At 69.2% G+C, this 16,079-nt stretch carries 20 protein-coding genes; 4 read left to right on the forward strand and 16 right to left on the reverse strand.

Translation table 11 applies throughout. The features are described 5' to 3' along the window. Window position 1: 1 nt before the first annotated feature. The 5 genes from J2W68_RS02860 to J2W68_RS02880 are packed head-to-tail and all read right to left on the reverse strand — an operon-like array spanning window position 2 to window position 3,366. Entirely contained in the window at window positions 2–355 is a 354-nt protein-coding gene (locus tag J2W68_RS02860; protein WP_310232631.1) for a bleomycin resistance protein, read from the reverse strand. Between the two features lie 18 nt (window positions 356–373). Beyond that, window positions 374–1,402 carry an aminoglycoside phosphotransferase family protein gene (locus J2W68_RS02865; RefSeq protein WP_310232634.1) on the reverse strand — a complete coding sequence of 343 codons (1,029 nt, stop codon included), beginning with the start codon at window positions 1,400–1,402 and terminating at the stop codon, window positions 374–376. A 44-nt stretch (window positions 1,403–1,446) separates the two neighbouring features. Beyond that, complete coding sequence (locus J2W68_RS02870; protein WP_310232636.1) at window positions 1,447–1,869, reverse strand: VanZ family protein; 423 nt, start codon at window positions 1,867–1,869, stop codon at window positions 1,447–1,449. Next, window positions 1,866–3,050 carry a class I SAM-dependent methyltransferase gene (locus tag J2W68_RS02875; protein ID WP_310232638.1) on the reverse strand — a complete coding sequence of 395 codons (1,185 nt, stop codon included), beginning with the start codon at window positions 3,048–3,050 and terminating at the stop codon, window positions 1,866–1,868. The genes J2W68_RS02870 and J2W68_RS02875 overlap by 4 nt, the downstream gene beginning before the upstream one ends. Window positions 3,051–3,108: 58 nt before the next feature. After that, window positions 3,109–3,366 (reverse strand): hypothetical protein, encoded by a 258-nt coding sequence (locus J2W68_RS02880; protein ID WP_310232639.1) that lies wholly within the window; start codon window positions 3,364–3,366, stop codon window positions 3,109–3,111. A 154-nt stretch (window positions 3,367–3,520) separates the two neighbouring features. Between J2W68_RS02880 and J2W68_RS02885 the strand changes: the two genes are divergently transcribed. Continuing rightward, the gene (locus J2W68_RS02885) at window positions 3,521–4,258 is read left to right on the forward strand and encodes a pteridine reductase (protein WP_310232641.1); all 738 of its coding nucleotides are present in this window, start codon (window positions 3,521–3,523) and stop codon (window positions 4,256–4,258) included. Window positions 4,259–4,375: 117 nt separating this feature from the next. Here the strand turns inward: J2W68_RS02885 and J2W68_RS02890 are convergent, their stop codons facing one another. The 11 genes from J2W68_RS02890 to tsaD all read right to left on the reverse strand — a co-directional run bounded on the left by J2W68_RS02890 (window position 4,376) and on the right by tsaD (window position 14,590). Beyond that, entirely contained in the window at window positions 4,376–5,209 is an 834-nt protein-coding gene (locus J2W68_RS02890) for a DUF6159 family protein (RefSeq protein WP_310232643.1), read from the reverse strand. 109 nt (window positions 5,210–5,318) lie between these two features. Further along, the gene (locus J2W68_RS02895; RefSeq protein WP_310232646.1) at window positions 5,319–6,581 is read right to left on the reverse strand and encodes a glycosyltransferase; all 1,263 of its coding nucleotides are present in this window, start codon (window positions 6,579–6,581) and stop codon (window positions 5,319–5,321) included. Continuing rightward, entirely contained in the window at window positions 6,566–7,147 is a 582-nt protein-coding gene (locus J2W68_RS02900) for a hypothetical protein (RefSeq protein WP_310232648.1), read from the reverse strand. Before J2W68_RS02900 ends, J2W68_RS02895 begins: the two co-directional genes overlap by 16 nt. Continuing rightward, the gene (locus J2W68_RS02905) at window positions 7,137–8,291 is read right to left on the reverse strand and encodes a glycosyltransferase (RefSeq protein ID WP_310232993.1); all 1,155 of its coding nucleotides are present in this window, start codon (window positions 8,289–8,291) and stop codon (window positions 7,137–7,139) included. The genes J2W68_RS02900 and J2W68_RS02905 overlap by 11 nt, the downstream gene beginning before the upstream one ends. After that, window positions 8,288–9,244, reverse strand: coding sequence for an NAD-dependent epimerase/dehydratase family protein (locus J2W68_RS02910; protein WP_310232650.1), 957 nt, complete (start codon window positions 9,242–9,244; stop codon window positions 8,288–8,290). Before J2W68_RS02910 ends, J2W68_RS02905 begins: the two co-directional genes overlap by 4 nt. Next, complete coding sequence (locus J2W68_RS02915) at window positions 9,229–10,095, reverse strand: MBL fold metallo-hydrolase (RefSeq protein WP_310232652.1); 867 nt, start codon at window positions 10,093–10,095, stop codon at window positions 9,229–9,231. The genes J2W68_RS02910 and J2W68_RS02915 overlap by 16 nt, the downstream gene beginning before the upstream one ends. A 1-nt stretch (window position 10,096) precedes the next feature. After that, the gene (locus tag J2W68_RS02920; RefSeq protein WP_310232655.1) at window positions 10,097–11,101 is read right to left on the reverse strand and encodes a 3-oxoacyl-[acyl-carrier-protein] synthase III C-terminal domain-containing protein; all 1,005 of its coding nucleotides are present in this window, start codon (window positions 11,099–11,101) and stop codon (window positions 10,097–10,099) included. Beyond that, complete coding sequence (folK, locus tag J2W68_RS02925; protein ID WP_310232657.1) at window positions 11,101–11,628, reverse strand: 2-amino-4-hydroxy-6-hydroxymethyldihydropteridine diphosphokinase; 528 nt, start codon at window positions 11,626–11,628, stop codon at window positions 11,101–11,103. Before folK ends, J2W68_RS02920 begins: the two co-directional genes overlap by 1 nt. Window positions 11,629–11,695: 67 nt before the next feature. Next, window positions 11,696–13,009, reverse strand: a complete 1,314-nt coding sequence (locus J2W68_RS02930; protein ID WP_310232659.1) for a mechanosensitive ion channel family protein — start codon at window positions 13,007–13,009, stop codon at window positions 11,696–11,698. Next, window positions 13,009–13,380, reverse strand: coding sequence for a dihydroneopterin aldolase (gene folB, locus J2W68_RS02935; RefSeq protein ID WP_310232995.1), 372 nt, complete (start codon window positions 13,378–13,380; stop codon window positions 13,009–13,011). The genes J2W68_RS02930 and folB overlap by 1 nt, the downstream gene beginning before the upstream one ends. Before the next feature lie 175 nt (window positions 13,381–13,555). Continuing rightward, complete coding sequence (gene tsaD / locus J2W68_RS02940) at window positions 13,556–14,590, reverse strand: tRNA (adenosine(37)-N6)-threonylcarbamoyltransferase complex transferase subunit TsaD (protein WP_310232662.1); 1,035 nt, start codon at window positions 14,588–14,590, stop codon at window positions 13,556–13,558. A gap of 182 nt (window positions 14,591–14,772) precedes the next feature. Between tsaD and rpsU the strand changes: the two genes are divergently transcribed. From rpsU to J2W68_RS02955, 3 genes are all read left to right on the forward strand, one after another. Continuing rightward, window positions 14,773–14,988 (forward strand): 30S ribosomal protein S21, encoded by a 216-nt coding sequence (rpsU, locus tag J2W68_RS02945; RefSeq protein WP_101926061.1) that lies wholly within the window; start codon window positions 14,773–14,775, stop codon window positions 14,986–14,988. 144 nt (window positions 14,989–15,132) lie between these two features. Further along, window positions 15,133–15,579: a GatB/YqeY domain-containing protein gene (locus tag J2W68_RS02950; protein WP_310232664.1), complete on the forward strand. Its 447-nt coding sequence runs from the start codon at window positions 15,133–15,135 to the stop codon at window positions 15,577–15,579. Then, window positions 15,579–16,079: a GNAT family N-acetyltransferase gene (locus J2W68_RS02955; protein ID WP_310232666.1), complete on the forward strand. Its 501-nt coding sequence runs from the start codon at window positions 15,579–15,581 to the stop codon at window positions 16,077–16,079. Before J2W68_RS02950 ends, J2W68_RS02955 begins: the two co-directional genes overlap by 1 nt.

A 16,079-nucleotide genomic window follows, 5' to 3' on the forward strand; every position in this document is an offset into this window, starting at 1 on the left:
ATCAGTCAGGGTGCTGCGCGAACCGCAGGCGATTGTGGTCGGGATCGACGAGCACCATCTCACGCGTGCCCCAGTCCGTATCCCATGGCGGCTGCACGATCGGCACACCGGCGGCGGCGAACGCACGCGCGCAGGCATCGACGTCGCACACCTTGAAATACACCGCGCCGCCCGGCGCACAGTCGCCGGCGTGGGCGGTCAGGAACAGCGTCTGCCCGTCGCGGGTGAGCTGCGCGAACAGCGGCATGCCGGTATCGAAACGATGCTCCCAGTCGACGACGAAGCCGAGCGCGGCATAGAACGCCAGGCTCCGTTCGGCGTGGGTCATGCGCAGCTGCGGGATCACGGTCTGCATGGCGATGCGTCCTTCGGATCAGTCCGCGGTGAACCGCGGGCGCACATGGCGGTCGAGCAGCACGCCCAGCGGCGCGAGCGCGGGATCGAGCGGCACGACCGCATCGAGATAGGCGAGGAACCGCGGCGCATCGGCGAGATACTTGGGCTTGCTGTCGCGGTGATGCAGACGCGCGAAGATGCCCATGACCTTGAGATGCCGCTGCACGCCGGTCAGCGCGACATCGCGGAAGAACTGCGCGAGCGCCGGCGCCGGCAGGCCGACCGCCTGCGCACGGGCGTGGTAGCGCGCCAGCCAGGCGTCGGCCTGCGCGGCGGGCCAGCTGTGGAAGGCATCGCGCAGCAGGCAGGCCACGTCGTAGGCAATCGGCCCGGTGACAGCGTCCTGGAAGTCCAGCACCGCAACGCCGCCTTCGACCGGCATCAGATTGCGCAGCATGTAGTCGCGATGCACCAGTACCTGGTGCTGCGCGAGCATCGCGTCGATCAGATGCGCCTGCACCGATTCCCAACCGGCGCGCTCATCAAACGACAGCGTGACGCCGAGGTGGCGGCCGAGGAACCAGTCGTCGAACAGGGCGAGTTCGCGCAGCAGCATGGCGCTATCGAAGGCCGGCAGATCGTCCGGTGGCGCGATCGCCTGCAGACGCAGCAGCTGTTCGAAGGCCGCGTCCATCAGCGCGTCGGCATCGAGCGTTTCCAAGGTCTGCAGGCAGGTCGCGCCACCAAGATCCTCGAGCAGCAGGAAGCCCAATTCGACATCGCGCGCCCGCACGTGCGGCACGCGCACGCCGTGCATTTCCAGCAGATCGCGGATGCGCAGCCACGGGCGCACGTCCTCCAGGCCCGGCGGCGAATCCATGACGATGCGCGACAGGCCATGCGCCTCGCCGCGCCAGTAGCTGCGGAAGCCCGCATCCATCGACGCGCGCACGAGCGTCAGCGTGGCATCGCCGCTCGCTTCGCGGGCCCAGGCCAGGCGCGCGTCGGCGCGGACTGCATCGTCGGCAGGTGCGGTGGACAGGTGGGAAGGCAGGACGGCGGACATGCGGTGGACCGGGTCGGGAATGGAAGGAGTATCGGGCAAGCGGCTCAGCGCCGGGGTCGATCGGGCCGCGTGTCGAACCACAGCAGCAGATCGCGGAAGGGCGTGAGCCGCGTGGACAGGCCCACGATCACGCCCAGCGTGTTCGCGAGCGCGTCGGCGGGATCTTGCATGCGGGTGTCCGTCAACGCGCCCTGTGCGTACTCGAGGCCGATGCCCAGCAGCACCAGGCCGATCCCCGCTCCCAACAGTGCAGGCCAGCGCGCGTAGAGCTGCACTGCGGCGGCGGCCAGCGCGAAGTAGGCGAGAAAGTGGTGCAGCTTGTCGCTGTTGGGGACGTCCGGCACAGGCACCGACGGCGCCAGCGACAGCACGACGACGATTGCGATCGCCGCGATCCACAGCCCGCCCCACAACACCGGGCGGCGCAGCGGCTTGAACGCGCGTCCGAAACGCGGGCGCCGGCTCACAGACGGTGGCTCATGTCGCCGATCAAGAAGGCGTGTTCGAAGTCGGCGTCCTTCGCGAAGCCGATCGCCTGGAAGGCCTCGCCCATCTCGCCCGGCAATGTGAGCCGTTTGGCCTGCTGACGCAGCGCGTAGCGCGCGGCCTCGTCGGGCGCCAATGCCTCGTGCGCGGCCAGGCGCTGCTCGAGACGGTTGCCGAGCAGTAGCGAGGTCTGGTTGCAGTAACCGGCGAACTCGAACCCGGCATGCGTGCCGGCCTCGGCCAGCGCGGTGAAATCGACCGACGCAGTCAGATCCTGCAGGCCCGGCAGCGCGAACACGTCGCCGGTGACCTGGTGGCGATGGAACGCGCGCAGCGTGCCGGCGTCGCGATCGTCACGGTAGAACTCGCGCCGCGCGTAGCCGTAGTCGACGAACAGCATCGCGCCGCGGGTCAGACCGCCGGCGACCGCCTGCACCCAATACGGCAGCTGCGGCAGCAATTCGGAGCGGTAGCCATCCGGCAACGGTCCACCACGTTGACGCTCGACGTGGCGTACCGCCGAACCGAGCAACGCATCAGCCGGATGTACGGTGCGGCCGAAGCCATCGCCGTCGCGGGTCACGTATTCCTCGAACACCTCGCCTTCGCCGATCACGAAACGCGGTGTGGGCAACGCATCGACGACTTCGTTGGCGAACAGCACGCCCTGCCAGTCGCCGGGCATCGGGCCGTCGACCCAGTCGACGCGCGCGAACAGATCCGTCGACAGGCGCTGCTGCAGATGCTGGCGCTGGCGCTCGCGCAGATCCGCACTGGGTTCGAGGATCGCGTAGCGCGCCGGCGTCGCGTCGAGGGCCGCCAGATGGGCCAGCGCATCGCCTGCGAAGACGCCGCTGCCGCCGCCGATCTCGAAGAACTGCGCCTCCGCGCCGAGCTCGCGCAGCACCGGCGCGAACGCCTCGGCCACACACTCGGCGAACAGCGGCCCCAGCTCGGGCGCAGTGACGAAATCCCCGGCCGCACCGAACTTCGCCGCACCCGCGCTGTAGTAGCCCAGGCCCGGCGCATACAGCGCCAGTTCCATGAACTTCCAGAACGGAATCGCCCCGCCGGCCTCGGCGATCTGGGCGTGGATCAGGGCACGCAGGCGCTCGCTGTGGGCGAGCGCATCGTCGCTCGGTGTAGGGATCTGGCTCGACATATGGGGGTTCCGGAACAGGCGTGTATCAGGATACGCGAGCCCACCTGACGGCCTGCCGTCACACGCGTGCTTTCAGCTCCACGACGTTGCCTTCGACATCGGTGAAACACAGTGAATCGCCATCGCCCTGCGCGCCCAAGTTGGATTCGACCGGTCCATGCGGCGCGACGCCGTGTGCGGTGAGATGGGCGACCAGCGCGGCCTCGTCGAGCGGGCGATAAGCAGGCAGACGTGGTCCACGTGGGAGTGGCGTGGAAGACTTCCTGCGGCGCCGTGGATGCGCGATGACGATGGGTCGCGGACGGCCTGCCCTCACCCCTCTCCCTCGAGGAGAGGGGCTCACCTGCTCGGACCGCTGCACGCGTGGTCTACGACCCGGCCGCACTGATGAAGAGCCGGTCTGGCCATCCGCACGACGGTTCCTGGCAGGTGGCGTAAGGTGGCGTCCCACCGCCACATCACGTTACGGCATGTCCGCGTCCGCACCCGCTCCCGTTGTCTTGGTCACCGGCGCTGCCCGTCGCATCGGCGCGGCGATCGTGCGTCGCCTGCATGCCGATGGGTTCGCGGTCGCGTTGCATTGCCATCGCTCGCGCGACGACGCCGATGCACTGGCCGCCGAACTCGATGCACAGCGACCGGGCAGTACATGCGTGCTGCAAGGTGATCTGGTCGACGCCGCCGTGCTGCCGGCATTGGTCGAGCACACCGTCGCGCGTTTCGGCAGGCTCGATGCGCTGGTCAACAACGCCGCGGCATTCGCACCGACCGCGTTTGACGCCACCGGTGCCGCCGCCTTCGATGCGCTGATGGCGACCAATGCACGTGCGCCGTTCCTGCTGGCGCAGGCCGCGGCGCCGCATCTGCGCGCGGCGCGCGGGGCGATCGTCAACATCGGCGATCTGTACGCCGAACGCCCACGCGCCGATCTGGTCGCCTATGCGGCGTCGAAGGCCGCCCTGCTCGGCCTGACCCGTGGCCTCGCGGTCGCGCTGGCACCGGAGGTGCGGGTCAACGCGGTGTCGCCCGGCGCGATTCTGTGGCCGGAAGACGGCGCGGATGCCGCGCAGCAGACGCGCATTCTCGATGCGACGCCGCTGGCCCGGCTCGGCAGCGCCGAGGAGATCGCCAATGCCGTCGCCTGGCTGCTGCGCGGCGGCTTCATCACCGGCGAAGTGCTGCGGCTCGACGGCGGGCGTTCGCTGTAGGCCCGCCCGATCTGCGTCGTGGGCGCCTCCTGTAGGAGCGCGCTTGCGCGCGAACAGGCTCTCCCGCGACGCCCATCGCGCGCAAGCGCGCTCCTACAGGTCGGCTGCGGCATGCGTCTAGCGCTTCGGCTCGAACGCATGCGCGAGCTGCGCACCGGAGAATCCGTCCGGCACGTCGTGCGACACCGCGTAGCGGTACAGCGCAGCCGAGTAGATGCCGGTCAACGCGGCCTGGTAGACAGCCAGCAACAGCACGCCCAGCGCGCAGACCACGCCGACGGCGATGCCGAGCACGACCGAGCTCTGCAGCGCGATGAACGTCAGGCCGACGCCGATCATCGCGACCAGCGTCGTCAACAGGCCGAAGGCCGCACCGATGCCGACATTGCCGATCGCGTTCTCGCCCCAGGTGCGCTTGAGCAGGGTGACACTCTGCTTGAGCGCATCGATCGGCCCGACATCGCGGCTGACCAGCACCGGCACGACGAGGAAGGTCGCCAGTGTCCAGGCTGCACCGAGACCGCTGCCGAGCAGCCGCACCAGGAAATTGTTCTCCTTGTGCTTGAGCGACTGCAGCAGCACGCCGACGGTCGCGGCGATGGCCGCATAGCCGAGAATCGCCGGCAAGCGGCGCTTCGCCGCGGCCAGTCCGTCGGACAGCGTCGGATCGCCGCCGCCCAGGCGGATCATCGCCGCGCCGACCAGCGCGCAGTTGAAGAACACGATCACCGTGTACTGGCAGAAGTAGAAGACGAATGCGAGCAGCAGGCCGGCCAGGCCGATGCCGTGCTCGAAGACGCGCAGCGCGAACAGCGGCAGCACGAAGGTCGCCAGCACTGCCAGCGTGGCCAGGCCCGACAGCACCGGGAACAACATCAGTTCCTTGTCCGAGCGCAGCACGGCCGCACTCGCCTTCACCAGACCCCAGCTTCGCGACAGCTTGTCGAACATGATCTTCTCCCCTTTCGATACGCGACGCCCGGCACACGGGCGTCGACTGGATGGTGTCGCCCGGCGGGCGCGTTGCCCAGTGACAGACGTCATCTTCGGCCGTCGGGCACTACCACGACGTGTCGTCGGCGACCAACGTGACCAGCGGATGCGCGTCGGTGGTCTCGCGCGCCGCCGCCTGCAGTGCCGGCAGACCGTCGAATAGCTCGGGGTCTGCGAAGGCGCGCCGCACCGCGACCTCCAGTCCGGCGGGATCGCGCAGCCACAGCGCAGCGCGTGCGTGCTCCAGGCGCGCGGCGTGGTCGAACTGGTCGTAGTCCTGCGGGCAGACGATGGCCGGACGCCCGGCCGCCAGACACTGGTAGAGGATGCCGGCCCCGCCGTGGTGCACGACGAGGTCGTAGCGGCCGATCCAGCGCGCGTAGTCGACATAGGCCAGGCGCTGGTAATTGCCCGTGTGGTCGTGGTGATCGGCGGCAGCATCGCCATCGGTGAAATGGAATTCCACGTCCGGCATCGCCGCGGCCAACGCGCGCAGGCGCGCGTCGAACGCATTCTTGGCCCAGCTCAGATGCGTTCCCAGCGTCACCAGCACGTGGCGGCGACCTTCGACGAAACGCGGCTCCCGACGCGGTACCGACCACGGCGTATCGGTACCAGGCGTCGGCAACTGCGGCCCGATGAAACGCAGCGCGGCCGGCCAGGTGCGTGGAAATTCCAGCGCGTCGATGCCGAGCGCGAGAATACGTTCGGGCGAGTACACCGCTTCGCTGCCGTCGTCGCGATACAGCCGCGGCAGGCCCAGCGCGGTCATGCGGTGTCGATACGCGCGATGCACGCCGCGCTTGAAGCCGCGCACCGCCAGCCGCGCCAGTGCGTGCTGGAGACGCTGGCCCGCATGCGTGGCCGGCGACAGACCGCCCATATAGGCCGGCGGTCCATCCGGCGCTTCGAGCACGCTTGGCGACGGCAGGCTGGTCCACCAGCGGATGCCGAGCGACTGCGCGACCGCGCCTGCAGCCGGCACGGTGAAGTCGGCGATGACGAGCCCAGGTCGCGTTGCCGCGTCCGCATACGTCTCGCGCAAGGCCCGCGCGAAGCGGGCCATGACGTCGAGCGCGGCGCGCAGTTGCCGATGCATGCGTAGCGGATGGTTGCGCACTGCATGACGCGGATCGGAGATCGCATCGAGCACGCGCTCGGCGTCGGCATCGAGCAGCGGCACGCCGACCAGACCGGCGCGGGCGACCTGCGCCATCGCCGACGGGGTCGACAGCACCCGCACCTGGTGCCGCGCGGTGAGTTGGCAGGCCATCGCGAGCACCGGATGCAGGTGGCCGCTGTAGGGCGGTGCGATCAGGTCGATGCGCATGGCGTTGCCGCGATGAAGTCTTCGCACAGGGCGTGCACGTCGGGCCGGCGCAGGTAGTCCATGTGTCCGCCGTCGACAACGTGGACCGGGCCGCGCCAGCCGACACGCGATATCAAGTCGCTGCGTCCACGCACGCACAACAGGCGGGCGACGTCCGGCGCATGTCGCGCGACCGGGCCGTAGGCGAAGACGTGCAGCCGCGCCCGCAGGTCAGCGGGCAGGCCCAGGTTCGCCAGCAGTTCCAACCCGCAGCTGCCGGCCAGCAGCACGACGTTGTCCACCCCTTCGAACGTCGCCGTCACCGATGCGCGGTGCTGCCGGGAAAACGCGGAGCGGCGCGCACCGATGTAGTCGCCGAGATTGCGCCACGCCGCGACCGGCAACGGGACAGCGATGTGTCCGGGATCTGGCGCGGCATACGGAAAGTTGCAGTCGACGAGTTCGCGGCCGGGTGCACGCAGCGCATCGAGAAACACCCGTTGCTCCGGACTCAGACCGCAGCGCGACGGATCACTGCGCCCGGTCAGGAAGGCGATGCGGATCGGCGCGGTGGTCTCAGACGACATGGAAGCCACCGTCGGCATGCACGCGATAGCGCCGACTGCGCCAGCGCACCGTGCGCACGCAGCTCGCGTGCAACAGATGCAGCGGCTGCAGCAGCTCGGCCAGCAGCGAGAGCAGCGGGCGCTGTGGCGCGGACACGCCGAGCCTGCGCTGCAACCATGCGGGCACAGCTGCACGGACCCCGAGTACGCCGACGACCCAGAGTGCACCCCCGAGCGTGGGCTGCATGGCCAAGGCCACGCCCATCGCCCACAGCAACAGCGGCGGCAGGCCATGCAGCAGCGTGATCAGGACGCGCATCCGCAGTGGCTGGCGCCGCAGCAGCAGCGTCGCGAACAGCATCCAGCGATGCATCTGGCGCAGGTAATGCGCACGGCCGTCGATGCTGGTGCGCACGCGCACCGGGGCAATGGTCTGGGCGATGCGGCCGCCGTGCGCGCGCACCTGGTCGGCCATCGCCAGGTCGTCGGCCAGCGCGCGCAGCAGCGGCGCGAACCCGCCGAGCGCGCGCAGATGTGCAGTGCGCAGCGCGTAGCACATGCCGCTGATCGACACCGGCGGCGCCCAGGCCAGCGGCGCGAGATAGGTCAGCGCCGCGTTGTCGTTGACGAACTGCGCCAGCAGCCGCCCAGCCATTGGCTCGCCGTCGTCGACGTAGCCCGGCAATGCGGTCGCGATGTCGGCGCTGTCGAGCGCTGCAACCAGACGCGCGAGTGCATTGGCGGTCAGCGTCGCGTCGTCGTCGAGCACCAGGCACACCGGCGCCTCGACCGTCGCCAGCGCGCGGTCGAGCTTGAAGCTCTTGGGGTTTATCCCGTCGGGCGCAGGCGGGTTGACGTGCACGATGATGACGGCGTGCGGATGCGTGGCCTGCAGCGATGCGATGACCGATTCGGCGTGCATGTCGCCAGCATCGACGAGCCAGTGGAAGCACACGCCCGGCAGTGCATCGAGCGTTTCGCACAGCACGTCGATCAGCCGCGGGTCACCACCGAGGATCGGCTGCAGCACCGCGACCTCGTGCAGGGCGAATGCGGCATCCGGCGTTGGCTGCGCTGCCTGCCGGCGGATCTCGCGCCCTGCGCAGACCGCGCGCAACGCCAGCAACGCGCCATACGCGCCGGCGAGCAACACCGCGACGCTCAGGCCGCCCACTGCGCCCGCTGCCAGGCGATGAAGTCGTCGATGCCGGTTTCGATCGACACACTCGGCGGGCCGAGATCGGCGAGCATCCGAGCGGGATCGAAGGTCTTCGAATACGCGAACACACCGACGCCGAAACGCGTCAGTGGCGGCTCGCCGCGCAGGCGCAGGCCGCGCCACAGCCATTCGGTGACGGTCGCCATGCGCAAGGCGGCGCCGATGGGAACGCGCCGCGTCGGTGGTGGCAGATCCAGCCGCGCCAGCACGTCGAGCAGCAAGGCCTGGATGTCGACCGGCTGCGCGTTGGTCAGGTTGTAGCTGTCGGCCGGGCGGTCCATCGTCGCGACGCGCAGCAGGTAATCCGACAGCGTGTCGATCTGGATCAGGTCGCCGACCACCGGCCGGCCCTGTCCGGTGAACAGCGGCAAGGCGCCGCGGCGCGCGGCTTCGAGGATGCGCGGAAACAGCACGGTGTCGCCGACGCCGAACACCGCGCGCGGCCGCACGATCACGTGCGCGCCGGGATAGTCGCGTACCAGCTGTTCGCCGGCGTACTTGGTTTCGGCATAGGTGTTGACGAACGTCGGGCCGACCGGGCTGTCCTCGCGCAGGTCGTATTGATGCGCCTCGCGGTAAAACACCGAACTCGACGACAGATAGACCAGCCGCGGGTTGCCGTTGCGACGGCAGAAGTCGATGACGTGCCGCGTCGCGTCGACGTTCTGCGCGATGTACTCGGCGCGCGTGCCCCAGGGCGATGAACGCGCGGCGGCGTGGATCACCACGTCGGGCCGCACCGGCAGGTCGAAGGGCTGACTGAGATCGCAACGGATGTAATTCGGCACATCGGTTGCGCGGCGCCCGGTGCCAACGAGTTGCAGATCGGCGCGCCCGGCATGACGCCGCAGAAACGCGCCGCCGACGAAGCCGGACGCGCCGGTCACGAGGATGCGCATGCGGGACCTCCGTGCGTCGCCGCGCGATACGTGTCGAGACTGGCCTGGCAATGCGACGGCAGGATCGCGACATCGGGCGCGCTGACCGCGAGCGTGTGCAGGCGCTCGACGGTACGCGCGTAGGCCGCCCAGTCGTGGGTCACCAGCCGCGCCGGCCAGGTCGGCAGGCGATGCTCGCGGAACGTCAGGTGCGACCAGCAGGCGTCGGCGCACAGCAGGACCGCGCGGTCGTCCGCATCGCGCAGGCACAGCCCCATCTGCCGCGGCGCATGGCCCGGCATCGGCACCGCGAACAGGCTGCCGTCGCCGAAGAGGTCGAAGCCTTCACCCAAGCTGTCCCATGGCGCCGGCAATGCACGCGCAACGCCATCGCCGGCATACCGCACACGTGCGTCGAAGTCATGCGGCAGCAGCGCCGGCAGCCAGCCGTTGCGCAGGCCGCGCACGCGCGACATCGCGCGCATCGCGTCGAGATCCTCGCGCATGCACACGAAACGCGCGTTCGGCAGGTCGCGCAGGCCGGCGATGTGGTCGGCGTGGAAGTGCGAGACCAGGCACCAGCGGATGTCGGCCGGGCGCAGGCCGTGCGCGGCGAGCTGCACTTCCAGCCGTTGCGCGTGTGGCAGATCCACCGGCGTCGCCCAGCGGTACAGCCGCTCGGGAAAGCCTGCGGTCGCGTCCATGAAATGCGCCGCGTAACCGGTGTCGTAGAGGATCGCCCCCTCGGTCGGATGCACGATCAGCGCGACCATCGACGGAAACGTCACGTTGCCCCAGCGCCCCCCGGCCAGCGTGACGCGCTCGCAGTGGCGGCACTGGCCGACGTCGAACAGGGTCAGCTCGACGCGCATGTCAGTACCGCAGCACCGCGCCGCCGACCGACAGGCCGGCGCCGGTGCCCAGCAGCAGGCAGGTCTGGCCGCGCTGCAGGCGCCCGGCATCGATCGCGTGGTGCAAGGCATGCGGCAACGAGGCCGCGACCTGATTGCCGTGCTCGCCGAGAATGCGCACCGTGCGCGCTTCGGGCAGTCGCAACGCCTGCACGATGCGGTCGAGGCCGCCGCCCGAGGCCTGGTGCGGCACCACGCAGTCGATGTCGTCCAGTGTCAGGCCGGCGGCCCCGAGCAACTGAACGAGCAGGCGCGGCAAACGACGACCGGCCATGCGGAACGTCGCCGGCCCGTCCATTTCGAAACGATAGGCATCGCGGTCGTCGTTGCGCGGATCGCCCGGCGCAATGCGCGTGCCGCCGCCACGGATGCGGCAGGCGTCGGCCCCTTCGGCGAAGGTTTCCATGCGCCACGCCAGCAGCGCCGAATCCTCGGTAGGCGCGGCGGCGCCGAGCACGACCGCTGCGGCGCCATCGCCGAATAGCGGTGCGGTGACCGGATCGTCCGCGCGCAGACCGCGCGACGGGACTTCACTGGCGACGACCAGCACGCGTCGGTACCGGCCGGCGGCGATCGAGGCCGCGACAAGATCCAGCGCAACCAGGAATCCCAGGCAGGTCGCGTTGATGTCGAACGCCGGAATGCCGGAACCGCCAAGCCCCAGCGCGCGTTGCACCAGGGCGGCCTGACAGGGAATCGGCTGCTCCATGACCGCGCAGGTCGAGACGATCGCATCGAGTGCACTGCCGTCGATGCCCGCGGCCTGCAGCGCAGCATCGGCCGCGCGCGCCGCCATCCAGGATGCGGTCTCGTCGTCGCCGGCGATGCCGCGCATCGCGACGCCGGTGGCGGCTTCGCTGCTGCCCGGCGCCAGCCCGAGACGCGTATCGAACACCGTCGATGCCACGCGCTGCGCCGGGTGATGGCAGCCCGTGCCGAGAATACGCAGGCGCGCGGGCGCGTCCATCAGCCGGACGCGCCCGCGTCGAATCCCTCCACACGCTCGAACTCCGTGTCGCGATCCGGATGTGCATCCCACAACTGCGCAAGCGATGGGCCGTCGACAGGATGCGGCCAGTCGGGCGCGATCTCCGCCGCAGGCCGCAGCACGAAGGCATGGCGCAGTTCATCGCGCGGGATGTGGAGACCCTGCCCCGGGCCCGATCCGGGGTTGCCGGCACCACCGAGCACCGCGTCGTCGAACAGCACGATGTCGATGTCGAGCGTGCGGTCGCTGTAGCGCGGGCCGCTGCGGTCGCGCCCATGCGCGTCCTCGAGCGCATGCAGCCAGTCGTTCAAGGCCGCGGGCGTGAGATCGGTACGCACCGTCGCCGCGGCGTTGAGGAAATCCGGGCCCGTGTAGCCGACCGCCGGAAAGCGGTAGACCGCCGAGACCACGACGTCCTCGAAGCGCTTCCGCAACGCCGCGATCGCCGCGCGCAGGTGGCGCTCGGGGTCGACGTTGCTGCCGAGGCTGAGCAGGGCGATGGGCATGGCGCGCTCCGGTGGGGGCGCCATGATCGCCGATTGCCCCGCATCCGCGCGAGGCGTGGCACGTGTCTCAGCCGGCGTCGGGGGCGGGCAGCGGCGCAGCGGTGTGCAGTCGTGGACCCGCGCCCTTGACGCCGTCCGCGTCGTCCAGGCGGCGTAGGTTGACGTCGACCGGTGCATCGCTGGTGCGCTGGAACACCCGCAGATCGAACTCGCCGAGGATCGCCAGCAGGTGGTCGAAGATGTCCGACTGGATGCCCTCGTAGGCCACCCATGCGGTGTCGTTGGTGAAGCAGTAGATCTCCAGCGGCAGGCCGGTCTCGGTCGGCTGCAACTGCCGCACCAGCAGGGTCAGCTCCTGGTGGATGCCGGGATGGTGACGCAGGTAGTGCTCGACGTAGGCGCGAAACGTACCAAGGTTGGTGACGCGCCGTGTGTTGACCGTGTCGGCGCCGTGGAGGCGCGCGTTCCAGTCGTCGAGTTCGCGGTGCTTGCGGTCGAGATACCCGTCGATCACACGGAAACGGCGCAGACGCGCCACGTGCTCGGGCTCGAGGAAGCGCACGCTGCGCTGGTCGATGTACAGCGCGCGCTTGATCCGGCGCCCGCCGCCTTCGCTCATCGGTCGCCAGTTCTTGAACGAATCGCTGACCAGTTTCTTGGTCGGCACCGTGGTCACGGTGCGGTCGAAGTTCTGCACGGTGATCGTATGCAGGGCGATGTCGATGACGTCACCGTCGGCGTTCTGGCCTGGCATCTCGATCCAGTCGCCCACCCGCACGCGGCCGTCGTTGCTGATCTGCACGCTGGCGACCAGCGACAGGATGGTGTCCTGGAAGATCAGCATCAGCACCGCGGTCATCGCGCCCAGGCCGGTGATGATGTGCAGGAACTCGGCACCGATCAGCGTCGCGACCACCGAGATGCCGACCAGCACGAACATGATGATCTTGACGACCTGGAAGTAACCCTTGATCGGCTTGTTGCGGGCTTCGGGCCGGCGCTCGTAGGCGCCGTTGATCAGGTCCAGCAGGCGCGCGATCGACAGCGCCACCGTCACCACGACGAACGCCTGGCACAGCGCCCGTACGATCGTCACCAGCTGGGGTGGCAGATCCGGCACCACGGCGATGCCGGCCGACACCACCAGCGCCGGCACCACGTTGGCCAGGCGCGGAATCACCCGCAGTTGCACGTCGTGGTCGTGCTCGCGTCCGCCCAGTGGCGTGGCGCGCAGCACGCGCATCAGGCCGCGCAGCAACACCCGCTTGGTCAGCCAGTTGGCCAGCCACGCGACCAGCAGGATGCCGCTCAGCACGATCAGGGTGTAGGCCCAGGGGTAGGGCGCTAGCGCCGCCTGCAGACGCTCCAGCTGCTGTTGCATCAATCGACCTGCTGCGTCGCGGACGCCGTCCGCTCGATGAGCACGCCCACCGCGCGCGCACCACGCACCGCGCCCGGCTTGCTGAGCTTCAATCGTACCCAATCGACCTTGAACTCCTCGATCACGATCGCCGCGCAGCGCTCGGCGAGCGTCTCGACGAGACCGAATTCGGAGGCGGAGACATAGTCGATCAGACGCTTGCTGACCGCCTTGTAGTTCAGCGTGTCATTGATATCGTCGCTCGCCGCGGGCACGCGGTTGTCGAACGCCATCTCGACATCGAACACGAGCGGCTGGCGGATCCGCCGCTCCCAGTCGTAGATGCCGATCAGCGCCTCGATCTCGAGGCCTTCGATGAAGACTTTGTCCATGGAGAAGCCGGGATTCGTGATTGGGAGATTCGTGATTCGAAACAGCAACAGCAACAGCAACAGCAACAGCAACAGCTTAGCGAGTGTTCGGCATGGGATCGCCACGTTCGCGACGAGCCGCTCTTTCGAATCACTCATTACCGATTACCGCTTTCAACGGACCAATGTCCGGTCATCACGCCGCAGTAAGCGGCGGCAACGACGCCATATCCCAGCGCGGCACCACATGCACAGCGGCATCGCCGTGCTGGCCGGCTTCGAGTCGCAGCGCGCCGGCGAAGGCGATCATCGCGCCGTTGTCGGTGCACAGCGCCGGGCGCGGGAAACACACGCGACCACCGCGGCGCTTCGCGTCGGCGCGCAGCTTCTCGCGCAGCCGCGTGTTCGCGCCGACGCCGCCGGCCACGATCAGCGTGTCGAAACCCGTGGCGTCCAGCGCGCGCGCGCATTTGATCGCCAGCGTGTCGACCACCGCATCCTCGAAGCCGCGCGCGATGTCGGCCTTGGTCGCATCGGTCTGGTCGCTGCCCTGCCAGGCCAGCAGCACCTGGGTCTTGAGCCCGCTGAAACTGAAATCCAGGCCCGGGCGCGTGGTCATCGGACGGGGGAACTTGAACACGCCGGGCGTGCCGTGTTCCGCCAGGGCCGCCAGCTGCGGGCCACCGGGATACGGCAGGCCCATCATCTTCGCGGTCTTGTCGAAGGCCTCGCCCGCCGCGTCGTCGAGGGTCTCGCCGAGCAGGCGATAGCTGCCGATCGCGTCGACCGCCACCAATTGGGTATGCCCGCCCGACACCAGCAGCGCGACGAATGGCGCCGCCGGCGGATCGTCTTCCATCAACGGCGCCAGCAGGTGGCCTTCCATGTGATGCACGCCGATCGCGGGCACGTCGAGGCCCCAGGCCAGCGCGCGGGCGACGCCGGCGCCGACCAGCAGCGCGCCGACCAGACCGGGGCCGGCGGTGTAGGCCACGCCGTCGATGTCGCCGGTCGACAGGCCCGCCTCGTCCAGCGTCTGCCGCACCAGCGGCAGCAATTTGCGCACGTGGTCGCGGCTGGCGAGCTCGGGCACCACGCCGCCGTATTCGGCGTGCAGCGCGATCTGGCTGTAGACCGCATGCGCCCGCAGGCCATCGGCGCCGCCGATCGCGGTGTCGTAGACGGCCACGCCGGTTTCGTCGCAGGAGGTTTCGATGCCGAGGACTTTCATCGGGGGACTGCCTTCGAAGCGGAACGGAAGGCCGCGTCGGGCGCGGCGGCCCCACGGCTTGCACACCGCTGCGGGGGACGGCTATGATACGCGGCTCGCCGGGGCTGAGCCCGGTGGTATCGCATTCGAAATTCGATTCGAGCCGGCCATAAGGACCGGACGATCAGATCCCCGGAGATTCCATGCCAAGCGTCAAAGTCCGCGAAAACGAGCCCTTCGAGTTTGCGCTGCGTCGATTCAAGCGCACCTGCGAGAAGGCCGGTGTGCTCGCCGAAACCCGCAAGCGCGAGTTTTACGAGAAGCCGACCCAGGAACGCAAGCGCAAGGCTGCTGCTGCAGTGAAGCGTCAGTCGCGTCGCGTTTCGCGCGACGTCACCAAGCGCCAGCGCCTGTATTGATCGGCCCGGGCCGGGGGTTCCCCGGTTCGACCGTTCGATGACGCGAAAAGCCGGCAGCGCATTGCGCCGCCGGCTTTTTGTCGTTTCCGCCGCGGACCGGTCCGGTCCCGGCGCCTCCCGCACCCGTTGCACCCGGAGCCCGACATGACCCTGAAGCAGCAACTCACCGAAGACATGAAGGCCGCGATGAAGGGCGGCGACAAGCACGCCCTCGGCGTGATCCGCCTGATGCTGGCGGCGATCAAGCAGCGCGAAGTCGACGAGCGCATCGAGCTCGACGATGCCGCGGTGCTGGCCGCGCTCGAGAAGATGGTCAAGCAGCGCCGTGATTCGGTGAGCCAGTTCGAGGCGGCCAGCCGCGAGGACCTGGCCCAGGTCGAGCGCGAGGAGATCGTCATCATCGAGCGCTATCTGCCGGAGAAGCTCGGCGAAGACGAGATCCTAGCCGCGATCGCCAGCGCCAAGGCCGAAACCGGCGCCGCCGGCCCGGCCGACATCGGCAAGCTGATGGGTGTGCTGAAGCCGATGCTGGCCGGCAAGGCCGACATGGGCCTGGTGTCGCGCCTGGTGAAGCAGTCGCTGTCGAACTGATGACGCGCGCCGACCACGGCATCGTCCTGCGTCCCGCACGTCCTGACGACGTGCAGCTGGTGCTCGCGCTGATCCGCGAACTGGCGGATTTCGAGCGCCTGTCCGATGCCGTCGTTGCCGACGAGGTGCTGCTCGCCGACGCCCTGTTCGGCGACGCGCCCGCGGCCGAAGTCGTGATCGCCGAAGCCGACGGCACGCCCGCCGGCTTCGCGCTGTTCTTCCACACGTTCTCGACCTTCCTCGGCCGTCGCGGCCTGTATCTGGAAGACCTGTTCGTGCGGCCCGCATTTCGCGGGCGCGGTATCGGTCTGCAGCTGATGCGCCACCTCGCCGCACTCGCGATCGCGCGCAACTGCGGACGTTTCGAGTGGACGGTCCTCGACTGGAACGCGCCGGCGATCGGCTTCTATCGCGCGCTCGGTGCACAGCCGCAGGACGGCTGGACGGTGCAGCGGCTCGAAGGCGATGCCCTGCATGCACTCGCCGATGCGCTGCACTGA

Source organism: Luteimonas terrae (assembly GCF_031457535.1).
GTDB classification, from domain to species: domain Bacteria; phylum Pseudomonadota; class Gammaproteobacteria; order Xanthomonadales; family Xanthomonadaceae; genus Luteimonas; species Luteimonas terrae_A.

Bases quoted from the DNA above. Each gene is read 5' to 3' on its own strand.
- J2W68_RS02950 (WP_310232664.1), top strand. From the start codon at position 15,133: ATGACCCTGAAGCAGCAACTCACCGAAGACATGAAGGCCGCGATGAAG.
- J2W68_RS02895 (WP_310232646.1), bottom strand. From the start codon at position 6,581: ATGCGCATCGACCTGATCGCACCGCCCTACAGCGGCCACCTGCATCCG.
- J2W68_RS02885 (WP_310232641.1), top strand. From the start codon at position 3,521: ATGTCCGCGTCCGCACCCGCTCCCGTTGTCTTGGTCACCGGCGCTGCC.
- J2W68_RS02875 (WP_310232638.1), bottom strand. From the start codon at position 3,050: ATGTCGAGCCAGATCCCTACACCGAGCGACGATGCGCTCGCCCACAGC.
- J2W68_RS02900 (WP_310232648.1), bottom strand. From the start codon at position 7,147: ATGTCGTCTGAGACCACCGCGCCGATCCGCATCGCCTTCCTGACCGGG.
- J2W68_RS02890 (WP_310232643.1), bottom strand. From the start codon at position 5,209: ATGTTCGACAAGCTGTCGCGAAGCTGGGGTCTGGTGAAGGCGAGTGCG.
- J2W68_RS02915 (WP_310232652.1), bottom strand. From the start codon at position 10,095: ATGCGCGTCGAGCTGACCCTGTTCGACGTCGGCCAGTGCCGCCACTGC.
- folB (WP_310232995.1), bottom strand. From the start codon at position 13,380: ATGGACAAAGTCTTCATCGAAGGCCTCGAGATCGAGGCGCTGATCGGC.
- tsaD (WP_310232662.1), bottom strand. From the start codon at position 14,590: ATGAAAGTCCTCGGCATCGAAACCTCCTGCGACGAAACCGGCGTGGCC.
- J2W68_RS02920 (WP_310232655.1), bottom strand. From the start codon at position 11,101: ATGGACGCGCCCGCGCGCCTGCGTATTCTCGGCACGGGCTGCCATCAC.
- J2W68_RS02955 (WP_310232666.1), top strand. From the start codon at position 15,579: ATGACGCGCGCCGACCACGGCATCGTCCTGCGTCCCGCACGTCCTGAC.
- rpsU (WP_101926061.1), top strand. From the start codon at position 14,773: ATGCCAAGCGTCAAAGTCCGCGAAAACGAGCCCTTCGAGTTTGCGCTG.
- J2W68_RS02865 (WP_310232634.1), bottom strand. From the start codon at position 1,402: ATGTCCGCCGTCCTGCCTTCCCACCTGTCCACCGCACCTGCCGACGAT.
- folK (WP_310232657.1), bottom strand. From the start codon at position 11,628: ATGCCCATCGCCCTGCTCAGCCTCGGCAGCAACGTCGACCCCGAGCGC.
- J2W68_RS02930 (WP_310232659.1), bottom strand. From the start codon at position 13,009: ATGCAACAGCAGCTGGAGCGTCTGCAGGCGGCGCTAGCGCCCTACCCC.
- J2W68_RS02860 (WP_310232631.1), bottom strand. From the start codon at position 355: ATGCAGACCGTGATCCCGCAGCTGCGCATGACCCACGCCGAACGGAGC.
- J2W68_RS02910 (WP_310232650.1), bottom strand. From the start codon at position 9,244: ATGCGCATCCTCGTGACCGGCGCGTCCGGCTTCGTCGGCGGCGCGTTT.